Source organism: Sphingobium sp. FG58, from assembly GCF_057809055.1.
In genome coordinates this window covers 1-15,633 of record NZ_JBMDJF010000015.1, presented here as the reverse complement: position 1 = coordinate 15,633, position 15,633 = coordinate 1, and the positions used below count along the sequence as shown (strand labels likewise).

Here is a 15,633-nt window from a genome sequence, read left to right as displayed (position 1 = left end):
CCCGCTTTCCGGGGCCGGTGTTTGGCAAGGAGTAAGGACAATGGAACTCAAGCATATTGATATCGCCTGCCTCTCGATCTCGCCTGCGAACATGCGGGGTGTGAAGAAGACGCCGGACCTGACGAATATCCTGCCATCCGTGCGCGCGCGGGGCATTTTGGTGCCATTGATCGTGCGTCAGAATGGATCGCCCACCACCTATGAGATTGTCGCGGGCAAGCGGCGCTATCATGCCGCGCTGGTCGTGGCGCAGGAGGAAGGGAGCGTCGAGCCGCTGCCTTGCGCGATCATTGAGGCGGGCGACGATGCGGCGGCGCTGGAAGCGTCTCTGATCGAGAATATCGCCCGGCTCGATCCCGACGAGGTGACGCGATGGGAGACCTTCACCCGGCTGGTCAGGGAAGGCCGGTCGCCCGAAGATATCTCGCTGACCTTTGGCCTCACCGCCTTGCAGGTGAAGCGGACGCTGGCGCTGGGCAATCTGCTGCCCCGCATCCGCAATCTCTATCGCAGCGACAAAATCGACGCTGTCACCGTGCGCCATCTGACCTTGGCGTCCAAAGCCCGGCAGCGTGAATGGCTGGCGCTGCTGGACGATGCGGACGCGCGCCCGCCCATGGGGCATTATGTAAAGGCTTGGCTGCTGGGTGGCAGCGCCATTGCGACCGACAAGGCACTCTTCGATACCGCCGATTACAAGGGCGGGATCGTCGCCGACCTGTTTGGCGATCACAGCTATTTCGCGGACGCCGACCTGTTCTGGCAGATGCAGGAGGCGGCGATTGCCGGGAAGGTCGAAGCGCTGCGCGACGCAGGCTGGCAGGATGTTACCGTTATGGCGCGCGGCGAGGCTTTTCATGCATGGGAGCATGAGCGCTGTCCCAAGGCCAAGGGCGGGCGGGTCTATGTCAGCATCGGCCATGGCGGCGATGTCAGCTTTCATGAGGGCTATGTGACGCTTAAGGAAGCGCGGAAGCTGGAACAGGGCGGCAGCGTCGCGAAGGTGGTTCGGCCCGAACTGTCCGCGCCGCTGGCCAGCTATGTCGATCTGCACCGTCATGCCGCCGTGCGGGCGAAGGTCGGCACCGCCCCTGCCATCGCTTTGCGATTGATGGTCGCCCATGCCATTGCTGGATCGTCGCTATGGCGGATCGATGTCGCATCGCAGCGGGGCGCAAGCGATGCGATTACGGAAAGCGTCGAGAATTGCCTTTCGGAAGCGGATTTCGACAAAGAGCGCCGGATCGCGCTCGACCTGCTTGGTCTTGATCCTGACACGCCGACCGTGACCGGCCATGGCTATGACAGGGCGTTGATCCCGCTCTATCTGCGGCTGCTCGACCTTGATGACGCCATGGTGCTGGGTATCCTTGCCATCGTCATGGGCGAAACGCTGGAAGCCGGAACGGCGCTGGTCGAATATCTGGGCGTTCAGATGGATGTGGATATGGCGTCCTGCTGGCAGGCCGATGACGCTTTGCTTGACCTCGTCCGTGATCGTGAAGTGATGGGGCATATCCTTGCCGATGTGGCAGGCAGGGAGGTGGCAGCGGGCAATGCCGGGGCCACCGCCAAGGTGCAGCGGCAGATCGTGCGCGATTGCCTTGCCGGGACCAATGGGCGGGAGAAGCGGGATGGATGGGTGCCGCGCTGGATGGCTTTCCCGCCCTCTGCCTATACCGAGCGGGGCGGGGTTGGCTGCGTCGAGCGTTGGGCGGCGATTGCACCACTGATCGAGGGGGAAGGCGCGGACGACGCCGAAACGCAGGGCGAGAGCGAAGCGCAAGGCGCGGACGCAACGCAGGATGACAGCGCGGTTGTTGCAACAGAACAGGAAGACGAGCCAGTGCAACGGGCAGCCTGATAGATGGGGCGGGCGGCGCAGAGACGTCGCCCGCTTGTTTACCCCAGCCAATGGACAAGCATGGTCGCGCGGAATTTTGCGCCGGTCGGCTTCGCCGCCCGGCGTGGATGTGTGCGGGTATTTCCGGGGCATGCGGAGCGCTGCGATAGGCAGCGCGAAGGGCTTGGCAGCGGACATCGCGCAATCGGCACGATGGCGTTGGATCAATGTCTGATCGGCCTGTCGGCGCGGCGGGGGTGGGCGTCGCTACCCTCTAGTCCCCCCGCGGCGTGCCGCAAGTCGGGCTTCGCGCCAACTCCTCCACATCCGTTGCGGCCCTTGCGGGTGCGGCCCGCCTCTGTCGGGGCGCCTGCCGGTTCGCTCCTGCCGCCCACCCCCGCCACTCCGGCGGCCGGTGCGATGCGGGAAGGAGAAAGGTCATGACATATCAGGACAAGACCACGCGCACCGGCGCGACCCTCTATAGCGAGGTGACCGACCGGATCATCGCGCAACTGGAGGAAGGCACCCTGCCTTGGGTGCGGCCATGGGATAATGGCAAGGCGGCACTGGGCCTGCCGCGCAACGGCGGGACCGGCAGGCGCTATTCGGGCATCAATGTGCTGATCCTGTGGCACCGCCTGTTCGAACAGGGCTATGGTTCGCAACGCTGGCTGACCTATCGACAGGCGCAGGCCTTGGGCGGCAATGTGCGCAAGGGGGAGCAAGGCACGACCGTCTGTTATGCCGACAGGTTCACGCCCAGGGATGGCGACAATGCGCCAACCGGACCGGATGGCGAACCGCGACAGATTGCTTTCCTCAAACGCTTTACCGTCTTCAACATCGACCAGTGCGAGGGTCTGGACGTAGCAGCATCGGCTGACACCATTGCAACGTGGAACCCGGCCATTGCCATCCCCCGCGCGGAGACGCTGATCGAAGCGACCGGCGCGGATATCCGTATCGGCGGCGGGGAAGCCTATTACGCCCCGCAGGACGATTATATTCGCGTGCCCCGGCCCGAACATTTTCATGAACCCATCAACTGGTATCGCACCGCACTGCATGAACTGGGGCACTGGACCGGCCATCGTTCGCGGCTCGACCGTCTCCCTACGACCGGCTTTGGTAGTCCCGCCTATGCCCGCGAGGAACTGATCGCCGAAATGGCCAGCGCCTTCCTCTGTGCGGAACTGGGCATCGTGCCGACCGTGCGCCATGCCGATTATCTGGGCGCATGGCTGGCCGTCCTGCGTGAGGACAGCAAGGCGATCTTCCGCGCCGCCAGTCAAGCCAGCAAGGCCGCCGACTATCTTCTTGATAGCCTCAACGAAGAGGGGGAAGACCATGACTGATCATGATCCCGCGCACCATGCAAAGGCGCTGGCAGCCCTCGAGAAGCTGCCGCCCAATGCATATTTGGTCTTTTTCGCCAGTCAGGTGGAGGGGCTCAGCTATGTCGAGATTGCACAGCGGGAGGGCATGTCGCTCGAACAGGTGCAAAGTCACATGCTCGAGGCCATCCGGATCATCGCCCGCGAAATGCAATAGGAGGCTAAATCGCCTTGCCGACTTTCAGGGCTTGGCAAGGCGATGATTTGCCGCGATTCTGCGCGGCATCATGAAGAGGCTCGACGACCCGGAAATAAAATTGCCCGACGCCAAGCGTCGGGAGCTCGGTCATGTCGTCGACATCATTAGGGAGGGCTTTGCCAAGGCCATCCGCCACCGCACCCAGCCGCGCTTTCGCAATGGACAGATTCTCAAGATCATCCTGTTTGGCAGCTATGCACGCGGCGACTGGGTCGAGGATCCGGTGGGGCGCTATTTCTCCGACTATGACATTCTCGTCATCGTCGATCATGACGACCTGACCGACATTGCGGAATTCTGGACCAAGACCGAGGAGCGGCTGCTGGAGGAACTGGCCGAGGGCAAGGCACTGCGCACTCCGGTCGGGCTGGTCTATCACAGCCTTGACGACGTGAACGAGAAGCTGCGTCTTGGGCGCTACTTCTTCATGGACATTTTGCGCGACGGCATCCTGCTGCATGAAGAACCCGGGCATCCTTTCGTGGAGCCCAAACGGCTATCGGCGGGAGAAGCCCTCAAGGAGACGCGGGACTATTTTGAGGAATGGTTCGAGAGCGCCGGGAAGTTTATTCGCGCCGCTCAATTTTTGCTGAACGACAGTGCGCCAAAGGAAGCCGCTTTCAGCTTCCATCAGGCGACCGAACGGCTTTACCATTGCATCTTTCTGGTCCGCACCCTGTACAGCCCCAAGACCCATAATCTGAACCGGTTGCGCGCCCAGACAGAACAGCTGGAACCCCGGTTGCGCGCCATCTGGCCGACCGACAGCAAGTTTGAAAAGCGCGCCTATAATCTGTTGCGCGAGGCCTATATCAAGGCGCGCTATTCCCGCGAATATGTCATCACCGCCGAGGAACTGGACTGGCTGGCGGAGCGCGTGGCGATGCTACAGGGGTTGGTCCGCGAACTTTGTGGCGCACGGATCGCGGACCTGGAAGCAGCGCTCAGCCCATCACATAGGTCTTGAGCGCCCGCAGGTCGCGGGTGATCCATTTGGCGTCGCGCGCGAAATCCTCGTCGGTCATGCCGGGCTGACGAAACAGGGTTAGCATGACCTCCGCCCCCTCGCCATTGGCAATGACGCGCAGGGGGATATGCACTTCCCGTCCATCCCCTGTCTCGACCACATGGTCCATCACCCCATAGTCATTATGGGGCGTGAAGCGGATCGTGACCGGACCCTCCGGGCCATCGGCGATCCAACCCGTTCCACCCCGGCGAAGATCGGACTCGGTCAGGCCCGATGCCCATTTGGGGAATATCTCAGGTCGCCAGATCGCCTCATACAGGGCCTGCCAGTTGCGATCGATCGATATGCTGTAGGTACGCGCGGCCAGCATGATGCTCTCTCCTGATTGGAGCGGGCGCTGTACCGGCAACATCGCCCTGTGTCATGGCGGGCATGGGAATGTGCGATGGGCATGGATCGAAATCGGGACTGGCCCGTTTCTGATCATACCCCCCGGCGCCGATCCTTCCCCCCCTGGATCGGCGCCATTTTCATGTCCGCCAGCGATTGGCGACTTTTGCCGGGCGGCAATGGTCCGATGGCGAGGACCGATCCCCAGGACATGCGGGGATCCATGATTGCGACAAGGCAGAGGGCATTTCAGGACCCAATGCGGGCGCAAAAACCGATTCGCGACGTTGGGCAGAATCGCCTGATTTAACCGGCCTTTGGGGGCCGCCCGAGGCGATTTTGATGCTGGCGCATTCGCAGGCTCATGCGAAGTCGGGACGCATGCCCTGTGGGCATAATGTAATGCACCGTACGCACGGGTGCTGCGTGTATTTATTGTTCAATATCAATGATTTGTGCAACCAATGGGCAATCTGGCGAAACTTCTCTGCTGCATACATGTATTGCGATGGGGGTGCCAATTTCAGGTAAGCAGCTGAAGTAAGAAGCGATTTTTCCTGAATACATGTAGTCCATAGTTCGAATACATGTATTTTTTCTGGCTTCGGAACAGCGTTTGGTGCGCGATCCAACTGTGTCGAAAAGATCACTGGCCGGTTACAATTTGTCCCGTGGGACAATTTCTTCGATTCACTCGTTCCCTCCCATCCACCTGATGTTATGATTGTCCGTGGCGGGCAGGCCATCCTCTTTGTTTGGAAGATGTGTCATGCCTATTATAACTATCCGCCTCGATGAGGCATTGCATCATAGCGTCAAGCGCCGGGCCGCCGGTGCGCAACTTTCCATCTCCGAATTTCTGCGTCCAGTCATTGAGGATGTCGCCTTTCCGGGAGGGCGATATGCCTATACCGGGCAGGACGAACTGCTCAGCGTCTCGATCCAGACCTTCGCTATCCTCGCTGCCCTTGCGGCGGAAACTTCCCCGCATGTGGTCGAGCGCGGCATGGCCGATGCCCGGCATTTGTTGCGCGAGCGGGGCCTGCTCGATCCCGCCAAGGATCCGTTGAGCGCGGTCGACAAAACCGACGGCCGTGTCATGGGAGATGGTCGATGAGCATCTTCCGCAATGATATGCTGGGGTCCTGGACACGGGGCGGCCAGGCGATCGTCCACAATGTGCGCATGACCACCCAGGTCTTCTTCCAGACCATGGCGGCGGGGCTGGCCATCTGGGTGATGGGCACAATCTGGTATGTCCTTGAGCATCTGGGCAGCTATGAACGGTTCGTGCTGCTCAAGATCGCCGAGGCATCGGTGCGCGGCAATATGCCGGGCGACGCGCCGCTCCTGTTCAGGACACCGGCGGGTAAAATCTACTGGACCAGCGGTGATGCGCTCATGGTATCGGGGGTAGCGCGCCAGGCACTCGCCGCGCTCGAGCATCACGCTGTCTGGGGGGCTGTTCTGGCAGGCGGGTTCACCCTCATCATGCTGCTGGTCGCCTGGTTCATCTTCACCCGAACCGGTCGGGGTCTTGGCTCCAACGAATATCTGCGTGGGGCGCGGCTGGCGAGCCGGACCGACCTGCGTCGCCTGCTCTTCTGGCAGCGCAAGGGACCCTTGCGCATCGGCAAGGTGAAGATACCCGCCGCGTTCGAAGCCGAACATATATTGGTGAGCGGCGCGCCGGGTACGGGCAAGACCAATGTCCTCAACCGCATGCTGAGCGGGATCCGTGCGGAGGGCAAGCGGGCGATCGTCTATGATACCGCCGGAACCTTCGTCGAGCGTTTCTACCGTCCCGGCAAGGACATCATCCTCAATCCGCTCGATGAGCGATCGCATGCCTGGACGCCCTGGGCGGATGTGCCGCGCGACTATCATTATGACCAGATGGCCGAGTCCACGATCCCCGATCAGGGCAAGGATCCCTTCTGGGCGCGCGCCGCGCGCGGCACCATGGTGGCCGTCATGCGCAAGCTGGTGACGCAAAAGCGGATGCTGGTCTCGGCCATGCTCGACATATTGGTGCGTTCCGACCTCAAGGCGCTTTCGGCCTTTGTCGCGGGCACCAACGGGGCTGCCTTCGTGTCGGTCGAAGGGGAGCGAACCTCGGCGGGCATCCAGGCGGAACTGGCCTCCATGCTGCGCAGCTTCGCTTATCTCGACGACACCGAAAAGGGGCTGTCGATCCGCGATTGGGTGAGAGACGAGAAGGATGACAGCTGGCTGTTCATCACCGTGAAGACCGACCAGCTGCCGACCTTGCGGCCCCTCATCACCGTCTGGCTCGACATCGCCATCTCCGCGATCATGAGCATGGAGCCCGATCGCAAGCGGCGTCTCTATTGCGTGATCGACGAATTGCCTTCGCTTCACAAACTGCCGTCGCTTGGGGACTTTCTTGCCCGTGCCCGCAAATATGGCGGCTGTGGCATCTTAGGGTTCCAGAGCTATCCGCAGCTGGAGGCCACCTACGGCGCGCAGGAGGCGGCAGCCATTACCGGCTATTGCTCGACCTGGGTGGCGTTGCGCGCCAATGATCGCGGAACCGCGCGGTTGATCTCCGAGAATCTGGGTCAGGTCGAGCAGATCGAGGCCAATGAAGGCATGTCCTATGGGGTCAACGACATGCGCGACGGGGTCAACCTGTCGCGGGTGCAGGTAACCCGGCCGCTGGTCATGCCGACCGAGGTCATGAACCTGCCCAACCTCACCGGCTATCTTCGGTTCGGCCGCGATCTTCCGGTCATCCGGTTCAGGGATCGCTATCTCAAGGGGGAGACGATCGCGACGGCATTTGTCGAACGTCGCACCCCGGCGGTCAAGCTTGGCGAGATGCTGGAGGACGAAACCATGTCGCTACCCGGCGATGTCGATCTCTCAAACGGTGACGCGGCAGGCGAACCGGTCAGCGACATGGACGACACGCCACCTGTTTCCGACCCGGCCCCCGCCCGCAATCGGAACGATCGGGTGCGTGCGCCTCTCCCCCTCATCGGCATCAGCATCAATTCGGTCAGCAGACCCGGCGGTCCCAGCCGACCTGCCAATCCTGCCTGACATCTCCAGCATCAAGGAACAGCATCATGGTACATGTGATCAGGACGCGGCGGGGATTGCCGCGCGATACCCAGAACGAACCTCAAGCTATTTCTGAGAGCCCGCCAGAACCTCTGACGGTCCGGATACCCGCCGCCATCAGAATGACAGGCATCGGGCGATCGAAGCTTTATGAATTGATCCAGTCGGGCGACATCGAGATCGTAAAGATCGGAACATCTACCCTCATCCCGGTCGAAAGCCTGCGTCAGCTGATCGATCGAAACAGGCGTTGACAGGACGGTCCGGCGCCCAACCGGTTTATGTGAGACCATGCGGCAGGGGTCTTCTCTTGTGGTCAATATCGAACTCGACTTGGGCACCGAATATTTACCACAAGTGGGACATTCGCGACTGTCGGCTTCGGAACGCCGAAGCGGCGATAGCGGACGCAGAGAACAAGCGATCTTACCGTCCTTTGACGCCGCTACACTGACCCTGTCCCGGAAAATGCCAGCTGCAGGGAGAGCGGGAGATGACGGATCTCGTGGAGCTAAAGATTGTTTTATGCGTGGAACAACGATAGGACTGTCAGGAGTTTTTGGGGGCTATTGATTTCCCTGGAGTTTCACGGCGTTGCCGTAACGAGACAGCGCGAGTGTTGATGATGAAATCGTTTGCTACAGTAAGAATTGCGAGAGGGGTGTGACGACAGCCACGCATCTCGTCGCGCTGCTCCAGAGCCATTTCGACGGCGACGACGAACAATTCTATACTGTTGCCATGCAAGCTGCCGCGAACGAAGCGCGTCGCGGCCACGGCAAACTTGCGCAGCAGTTGCGCGACATGCTCGACCAAGCTCGCGAGAGCCAGAAAAGGCCGGTTCGTGGCAAGACGATCCCGCTGGTCCAGCCCAAGGGTGATCTCGCTAATCTGGTTGCGGCCAGATATGTCGATACACGCCTGTCGAGCATGGTGCTCCCGGAAGACTTGTATGAACGGCTGCGCCGTGTGCTGGTGGAGCAGAGGCAGCAGCATAGATTACGCCAGCATGGCCTCCAGCCACGCCGCAAGCTGCTGCTGATCGGCCCGCCTGGTGCTGGTAAGACGATGACGGCCGCTGCCATGGCGGGCGAACTCAAGATGCCGTTGTTCACGGTGCTGCTCGATGGGCTGCTGACTAAGTTTCTGGGTGAGACGGCATCGAAGCTGCGGGTCGTTTTCGAGGCCATGGCCGAAACGCGCGGCGTCTATTTCTTCGATGAGTTCGATGCGATCGGCTCACGTCGCAGCGAGCGCAACGATGTCGGCGAGATTCGCCGCGTGCTCAATTCCTTCCTTCAGTTTCTGGAAGAGGATGAGAGCGAGGGGCTCATTGTCGCAGCCACCAACCATCCCGAATTGCTCGATCCAGCCTTGTATCGCCGGTTCGACGATGTGATCGAATATACCCTGCCGAGCGAAGCCGTGGCCAAGGCCATCCTCGAAAGCCGATTGGCGCTGTTCGATACAACCGAAGTGGAATGGCCCTCGATCGTTGGCGAGGCTGCGGGGCTCAGCCAGGCGGAACTGGCTCGCATCGCCAATGAGGCCGCCAAATATGCGCTGCTCGATGATCGCGAACGGATAACGAACACCGACCTCCTCCTGGCAGTGAGTGAGCGCAAGGCGGCGGCACGCGGATAATATGGCTGACGAGCCGGCAAGGCCTTATTCCCATTTCTATTGGCCTGCGTCGGGAAAGTCGGCGAATTATACGGCTTACCCGCCAAAGGGTAGTAGTTCGGTCGCACCCGAACGAGACCGGGCAACGCATGCCCAGCAACTGACGCAGGCGCTGACCGAAGTGGTTGCGGCAGGCGAGACGCTGCTTGCAAATCGTGATCCGCAAATCGCATCCGGGACACCCGGCTTCTACATCGAGTTCATCCTGCCGTCCGGACAGGCCCAGATGGTCGACAAGCTGGAGCGCAAGGGGAAGTTTCCCATCGAGCTGGTGAGCGTTCAGCCCGCCGATGAGCAGCATGTGGCGGCGACAGTCTTCGTGCCCGAATCCCAGCGCGACTACTATCTCGGCAAGGTTGAGGCTTACGGGACGCAAGACAACGTCAAGGCCAAAACCCTGGACGATGGCAGCGTTGTGGAAACCCGCAGGCCGAAGAATGAGCGGCTGATTGCCTCGATAGAGACCGCCCGACTTGCTGTGGCCCGCTCATTTTACACCGACGCGGCTGACCTATTCCCCGCTGCTAATGTGAGAGCCTGGTGGGAGGTCTGGCTGCGCAAAGGCACGCGCGCGCAATTCGAGGCGGCCGCGCAGACGCTTGGCCTTCCGCTACGGGAAACCGTGCTGGAGTTCGCCGAGCGGGAGGTTCGAATTGTCCATGCCACGGCCGAGGATCTGGGCCGCATCATCGCCAATACCGAAACGGTCGCGGAATTGCGGATGGCGCGCGACACGCCTGCCTTCTTCATGGGCATGGATGGCGGAGACCAGCATCTCTGGTCGGAGGATCTGGCCGGGCGGCTTGATCCCTGCGATGCCGATGCCCCTGCGGTCTGCCTGCTCGATTCCGGTACGACGATCAGCCATGCCATGATCGCTCCGCTGCTCAACCCGGCCGATCAGCAAGCCTGTGAGGCTGGATGGCACGGCGAGGATGTAAGCCTGCAAGGCCATGGCGGGCATGGTACGCAACTGTCGGGCATCGCCCTTTATGGCGATCTCACGGACATATTGGCGAGCGCTGGTCCAGTCACGGTGCGCCACCGCCTCGAATCCGTGAAAATTCTGCCCGATCATGGTGCAAACGACCCGGACCTCTATGGCGCGATCACGGCGCGCGCTATCGCGCGCGCTGAAATCACCGCTCCGAACCGGCCACGCGCTATATGTCTGGCGGTGACAAGCCCTGGCGATCATTGGCGCGGGCGGCCTTCATCATGGTCGGCCAAGCTGGATGCGTTGGCGTTTGGGCGGGACGAAGTGCCCCGGATCATCACCGTATCCGCCGGGAATATTCGCGAAGCTATCAATGCCGCCGACTATCCCGACCGGAACGACCTAATGCCGATCGAGAGCCCGGCGCAGGCATGGAATGCGCTGACCGTTGGTGCATTCACCGAAAAGTCCGTTATCACGGACACCAGTTTCGCTGGTTGGAATGCCTTTGCCGCTGTCGGCGACATTGCCGCTCGAAGCCGTACTTCCGTCTCCTGGCATCGCGACTGGCCGCTCAAGCCGGATGTCATGTTTGAGGGCGGCAATATTGGAATCGATCCTGCCAGCGGTATGGGCGATCATGTCGATGATCTCGCGATGCTGACGACCTATCGCAAACCGACCGAGCGGCCATTTACAACCACGGGCGACACGAGTGCGGCCACCGCGCTGGGCGCTCGAATGGCCGCCCAGATACTCGCCGAAAAGCCAGCTTTGTGGCCAGAGACGGTGCGCGGGCTGATCGTGCATTCAGCCGAATGGACACCGGCCATGACCGGCTATCTAGGTACACTCAACAGAACCAGCCTGGTACGGCGCTACGGCTTCGGGGCGCCATCGCTGGTGCGCGCGCTCGGCAGTCTCGACAATGACGTGACGATGGTCGTCGAGGACAGCCTTATCCCATTCAAGATGGAGAAGGGCAAGGCCGTCACTGATCAACTCATGGTGCATGAGTTGATCTGGCCGAAGAAGGAACTGGCCGAACTGGGCGAGGGTCTGGTGCAGCTGCGCTTGACGCTGAGCTATTTTATCGAGCCAAATCCCGGCGAGCGGGGCCAGTCTCGTCGACACAGCTATGCCAGTCACGGCTTGCGTTTTGCGCTCAAGTCCGCCGACGAAAAACCGGACGTGTTCCTGCGCCGCATTACGTCGGAGGCTGGTCCGCGCCCTCCCGCCCGGCAGGCTTCCGACACAGGGTGGACGATCGGTCCGCAATTGCGCCATCGCGGCTCGCTCCACGCCGATATCTGGGAAGGCACTGCCGCCGATCTCGCGGAGCGCAACAGCATCATCATATACCCTACTGGTGGCTGGTGGCGGGAAAATCTGGCGCAAGACCGGGTAGGAGAACCCGCGCGCTATAGCTTGATCGCCAGCATCCGGGCCGCTGATGGGATCGATCTGCGGACTGAAATTAGCGCCCAGATTACTCCTGAAATTACGGGCGAAGCGGTGATTGAGGTCTGATTTTACACAGCCAACCCGTCAGAGCTGCGGCCCCATGGCGGATCAAGCGAGCTTCTCTGTAGCAGCTGGGGTATCGCCATAGAGTGGCAGCAATGGAGCCCCCTGGGGAGGGAAGCGATATGTCGACGTTACGCCTATTGATGCTGCCAGCTGCCGATGGCGACTGCCTGCTATTGTCTTGGGGAGACGATAGCCATCTACATCACATGGTGGTGGATGGAGGTAGGGCGCCCGCCTATCCGCATCTGAAGAAACGGCTTTCGAGCTTCGCTGATAAAGGAGAGAGCCTCGAGCTATATGTGCTGACACACATTGATGCCGACCACATTGAAGGAGCCCTGGCCTACCTTCGGGATTCAAATCGACCGCTGGTGACGAAGCAGGTTTGGTACAATGGTCGGACAGAGATGACATCGACCGGCATCCGGAGCATGAAGCAGGGTGACGCCTATTCAGCCTCTCTTGCCAAACTTCAGTGGCCTTTAAACACCTCTTTTTCTGACGGGGTTGCGAAGATCGAATCGGCGCCCGGCGTTATCGACATCGCAGGGCTGAAGATCACGATGCTCTCGCCGGACGAGCAGCATCTTGCCGCCCTCGGAAAAAAATGGAGCCAGTGGCATCAGCAGCAGGGTGTTCGGGCGCGAGGTCTTGTCAAAAAGCCGAAACGCCCCCTGCCGCCGAATCCCCTGATCGTAGAGGATCTGATCGCCCCCGGACCGATCGACACCGAACTGCCCAACGGATCTAGTATAGCCTTCATTGCCGAATGGGGCGGAAGGAGAATTCTGTTCGGCGGTGATGCGCATCCCGATCTGCTCGCGGCCTCCCTGGAACCGCTCGCTGCTGGAGAGGGCGGGCGCTACCGCGTCGACGTCCTTAAAGCCTCGCATCACGGCAGCGCGAAAAACACTTATCGCAAGCTGATTGAGATGCTCGACTGCCGCCGGCTGGCAATCTCGACCAATGGTAACATACATTGCCATCCCGACCCGCAATCAATCGCGCTATTTCTTCACTTCGGACCTGAAGGGCGAAAACACCTCTACTTCAACTACCTTACCGAACAGACCCGGCCTTGGGCCAAGCAGGAGGTCGCGGACCGTTACGGATATAGCGCACATTACCCGCCGGACGAGGAAGGCATGATCGCCATCGATGTGCTTGCTGACGATTGATGTCTGCTTGCGATCAAACTGAGATTGTCAGGATGCAGGGCTACCGTTGTGTGATCTAATTTTAAATTTCTCGCTCTTGCGGGAGGGAGGCGTCGTGCCAATATTCTTTCCGACGCATGGTAAATTTTGGGGGACTAACTAAAATGGCCGACAAGAAGGTTGTCTTCGTAGCATTCGCGATCGAGGACGAAGGCCAACGCAACCTGCTAAAAGGGCAGTCGCTCCATACGGATTCACCGTTCGAATATATCGATATGTCAGTGAAGGAGGCATACACAGAGGAGTGGAAGACCAAGGTACGCACTCGGATCAGGCGCTCTGACGGCGTTATCGCGCTTATCAGCAAGGACTCGCTGACCAGCTCTGGTCAGAAATGGGAGATCGCGTGCGCTAAGGAGGAAGGTGTGCCGCTTCTCGCGATGTGGGCTTATTCAACCGACCGCACTGCCGTCGTCGGCCTGTCACCGATGGCTTGGAGTTGGACCACGATCGCCGAATTCATCGACGGTCTCTGAAAGTGGGTAAGGGACGCAAGGCGCTGGTCGTTGGCATCGACTATTATCAGGATCTCGAGCAGCTCTCCGGTTGCGTAGACGATGCCCACAAGGTGAAGGCTGTCCTTGACCGCAATACAGACGCCGGTCAGACTAAGAACTTTCAGACTAACATTCTGACTGGTACGGGCCCTAACGACATCGTCACACGCAAGCAGCTTAAAGAGGAAATCCGTGATCTCTTCTCTGGGGATGAGGAAGTCGCCCTGCTGTACTTCGCGGGACATGGTCACATCGAAGCGACAGGTGGCTATCTCTGCGCGACGGACACGGAGACCGGTGACGACGGCCTTCCGATGGGGGAGGTTCTCAAACTCGCAAACGATTCGAAAGTGTCGAATAAGATCATTCTTCTCGACAGTTGCTATTCGGGAATTGCCGGGACGGCGGAGAACGATCCGCGCTTCGCTGAATTGAGCCACGGGTTGACCATTCTGACTGCCTCATCGGAGAAGCAGTATGCTCTCGAAACGGATGAGGGGGGCGTTTTTACAACGTTGCTGGTTGATGCGCTTGAGGGAGCTGCCGCCAATCTGGTGGGCGAGATCACGCCAGGCAGCGTTTATGCGCACATCGACCAGTCGCTCGGTTCGTGGGGCCGTCAGCGTCCGATCTTCCGGACTAACGTCAACAGCTTCGTGTCGCTCCGGCAGGTGCAGCCGCCGATCTCGCTTGAGGATCTGAGAGCGATCTCAGGGCTCTTTCCAACTGCTGACTTCGAATTCGATCTGGATCCTACTTTCGAGCCGGACCGTCCGATCGAAGGCGTTACAGTTGACCCTATCGAAGAAAACACGCGTCGCTTCGTAATCCTTCAGAACCTGAACCGTGTAAATCTGGTCGTTCCGGTCGGGACCAAGCACATGTATCACGCCGCGATTGAGAGCAGATCGTGTCGGCTAACGATTCTCGGCGAGCATTATCGTCGCCTGGTCGTGAAGGAGCAAATCTGATAGTTGGGCGAAAGGCGCAATAGGGCTGGGGTGGTCGCGATGCACACTGCGGGAAAGATCGGTGTTACTGGCCATCAGGCACGCGAAGGCCTAGATTGGGCTTGGACCCGAACCAAAGTGGCTGCCATTCTTCAGGAGGCGACTGCAGTCGATCAGGCTCTGAGCTGCCTTGCAGTGGGCACCGATCAACTCTTCGCCGAAGAAGCACTCGCGATTGGCATCGCCTTGACCGCCGTCATACCATTCGAGGGATATGATCGCTGCTTCGAGGGTGTCGGCCTCGAAGCCTATCGCAATCTGCTCGCCCGCTCCGCACGCACCGTTATGTTGGAGCGAACGGGAACGGATCAGGAGGCGTTCCTCGCGGCGGGCGTCCGCGTTGCCGACGATAGTGATCTGCTGATCGCTGTCTGGGACGGCGAACCGGCAGCGGGCCTTGGTGGGACAGCCGATGTGGTCGCGCACGCGATCGCATCCGGATGCCAGGTTCTGCAATTGAATCCCTTTTCTCAAACCGTCCGGCAGCTGGCGGGCTGATTTTCTTCAGCGTTGGCCGAGGTCAGCGCGTAATCCGGTAAAGAATTCTTTGGTCGAGCGGATGCGGGCAACACCGGCGGTGACGATGCGGCGCTTTTCGTCAAAGCTTCGCTCAGCGCTCTTTGATCGTCTAGCATATGCATCCAGATCGGCGTCGCTCTGTAAATACGGCCATTTGCGTAAGAATTCGGGTGGCAAGCTTGTGCCCGTTGAGAAGGTAGCCAAGGGGTAGTCCTTTTCAGTCGCGACACCAATCTCCCAAGGCACCCACTGCGAATAGCGCGTAGTGTCGGAAACGATCGCGAGTAGCTGGGTGCATTGTAAGCGCCGACGGAAGGCGGCCTTGTTGCCGGCACCGGAATAGGAAAGCTCGCG

16 protein-coding genes are annotated in these 15,633 nt (G+C 60.2%); 13 read left to right on the top strand and 3 right to left on the bottom strand.

Annotated elements, in window-relative coordinates; genetic code table 11:
* The first annotated feature begins 40 nt into the window (after nucleotides 1–40).
* From ACODR8_RS15350 to ACODR8_RS15335, 4 genes are all read left to right on the top strand, one after another.
* Nucleotides 41–1,864 (top strand): ParB/RepB/Spo0J family partition protein, encoded by a 1,824-nt coding sequence (locus ACODR8_RS15350; RefSeq protein WP_489008073.1) that lies wholly within the window; start codon nucleotides 41–43, stop codon nucleotides 1,862–1,864.
* A 419-nt stretch (nucleotides 1,865–2,283) separates the two neighbouring features.
* Nucleotides 2,284–3,201 carry an ArdC family protein gene (locus ACODR8_RS15345; protein ID WP_489008072.1) on the top strand — a complete coding sequence of 306 codons (918 nt, stop codon included), beginning with the start codon at nucleotides 2,284–2,286 and terminating at the stop codon, nucleotides 3,199–3,201.
* Entirely contained in the window at nucleotides 3,194–3,397 is a 204-nt protein-coding gene (locus ACODR8_RS15340) for a sigma factor-like helix-turn-helix DNA-binding protein (RefSeq protein ID WP_489008071.1), read from the top strand. Before ACODR8_RS15345 ends, ACODR8_RS15340 begins: the two co-directional genes overlap by 8 nt.
* A gap of 70 nt (nucleotides 3,398–3,467) precedes the next feature.
* On the top strand, nucleotides 3,468–4,406 hold the full coding sequence (locus ACODR8_RS15335) for a HEPN domain-containing protein (RefSeq protein WP_489008070.1): 939 nt from the start codon (nucleotides 3,468–3,470) through the stop codon (nucleotides 4,404–4,406).
* On the opposite strand, the gene ACODR8_RS15330 is transcribed toward ACODR8_RS15335, so the two are convergent.
* Nucleotides 4,384–4,779, bottom strand: coding sequence for a polyketide cyclase (locus ACODR8_RS15330; RefSeq protein ID WP_489008069.1), 396 nt, complete (start codon nucleotides 4,777–4,779; stop codon nucleotides 4,384–4,386). The two genes, ACODR8_RS15335 and ACODR8_RS15330, sit on opposite strands and share 23 nt — an antisense overlap.
* Before the next feature lie 789 nt (nucleotides 4,780–5,568).
* Between ACODR8_RS15330 and ACODR8_RS15325 the strand changes: the two genes are divergently transcribed.
* The 3 genes from ACODR8_RS15325 to ACODR8_RS15315 are packed head-to-tail and all read left to right on the top strand — an operon-like array spanning nucleotide 5,569 to nucleotide 8,140.
* Nucleotides 5,569–5,916 carry a CopG family transcriptional regulator gene (locus ACODR8_RS15325; protein WP_489008068.1) on the top strand — a complete coding sequence of 116 codons (348 nt, stop codon included), beginning with the start codon at nucleotides 5,569–5,571 and terminating at the stop codon, nucleotides 5,914–5,916.
* A complete protein-coding gene (locus tag ACODR8_RS15320; RefSeq protein WP_489008067.1) occupies nucleotides 5,913–7,865 on the top strand; it encodes a type IV secretion system DNA-binding domain-containing protein in 1,953 nt (650 codons plus the stop codon). The genes ACODR8_RS15325 and ACODR8_RS15320 overlap by 4 nt, the downstream gene beginning before the upstream one ends.
* 26 nt (nucleotides 7,866–7,891) lie before the next feature.
* Entirely contained in the window at nucleotides 7,892–8,140 is a 249-nt protein-coding gene (locus ACODR8_RS15315) for a helix-turn-helix domain-containing protein (RefSeq protein WP_489008066.1), read from the top strand.
* A 295-nt stretch (nucleotides 8,141–8,435) separates the two neighbouring features.
* On the opposite strand, the gene ACODR8_RS15310 is transcribed toward ACODR8_RS15315, so the two are convergent.
* Complete coding sequence (locus ACODR8_RS15310; protein WP_489008065.1) at nucleotides 8,436–8,702, bottom strand: hypothetical protein; 267 nt, start codon at nucleotides 8,700–8,702, stop codon at nucleotides 8,436–8,438.
* Between ACODR8_RS15310 and ACODR8_RS15305 the strand changes: the two genes are divergently transcribed.
* The 6 genes from ACODR8_RS15305 (at nucleotide 8,691) to ACODR8_RS15280 (ending at nucleotide 15,258) form a co-directional block, all read left to right on the top strand.
* Nucleotides 8,691–9,530: an AAA family ATPase gene (locus ACODR8_RS15305; protein WP_489008126.1), complete on the top strand. Its 840-nt coding sequence runs from the start codon at nucleotides 8,691–8,693 to the stop codon at nucleotides 9,528–9,530. The two genes, ACODR8_RS15310 and ACODR8_RS15305, sit on opposite strands and share 12 nt — an antisense overlap.
* Before the next feature lies 1 nt (nucleotide 9,531).
* Nucleotides 9,532–12,036, top strand: a complete 2,505-nt coding sequence (locus ACODR8_RS15300; RefSeq protein WP_489008064.1) for a S8 family peptidase — start codon at nucleotides 9,532–9,534, stop codon at nucleotides 12,034–12,036.
* 119 nt (nucleotides 12,037–12,155) lie between these two features.
* Complete coding sequence (locus ACODR8_RS15295; RefSeq protein WP_489008063.1) at nucleotides 12,156–13,214, top strand: ComEC/Rec2 family competence protein; 1,059 nt, start codon at nucleotides 12,156–12,158, stop codon at nucleotides 13,212–13,214.
* A gap of 143 nt (nucleotides 13,215–13,357) precedes the next feature.
* On the top strand, nucleotides 13,358–13,729 hold the full coding sequence (locus ACODR8_RS15290; protein ID WP_489008062.1) for a TIR domain-containing protein: 372 nt from the start codon (nucleotides 13,358–13,360) through the stop codon (nucleotides 13,727–13,729).
* Nucleotides 13,730–13,731: 2 nt separating this feature from the next.
* On the top strand, nucleotides 13,732–14,721 hold the full coding sequence (locus ACODR8_RS15285) for a caspase family protein (RefSeq protein ID WP_489008061.1): 990 nt from the start codon (nucleotides 13,732–13,734) through the stop codon (nucleotides 14,719–14,721).
* A gap of 117 nt (nucleotides 14,722–14,838) precedes the next feature.
* Nucleotides 14,839–15,258: a hypothetical protein gene (locus ACODR8_RS15280; RefSeq protein WP_489008060.1), complete on the top strand. Its 420-nt coding sequence runs from the start codon at nucleotides 14,839–14,841 to the stop codon at nucleotides 15,256–15,258.
* Nucleotides 15,259–15,264: 6 nt separating this feature from the next.
* On the opposite strand, the gene ACODR8_RS15275 is transcribed toward ACODR8_RS15280, so the two are convergent.
* On the bottom strand, nucleotides 15,265–15,633 hold a 369-nt coding region (locus tag ACODR8_RS15275; protein ID WP_489008059.1), incomplete at its 5' end, for a hypothetical protein.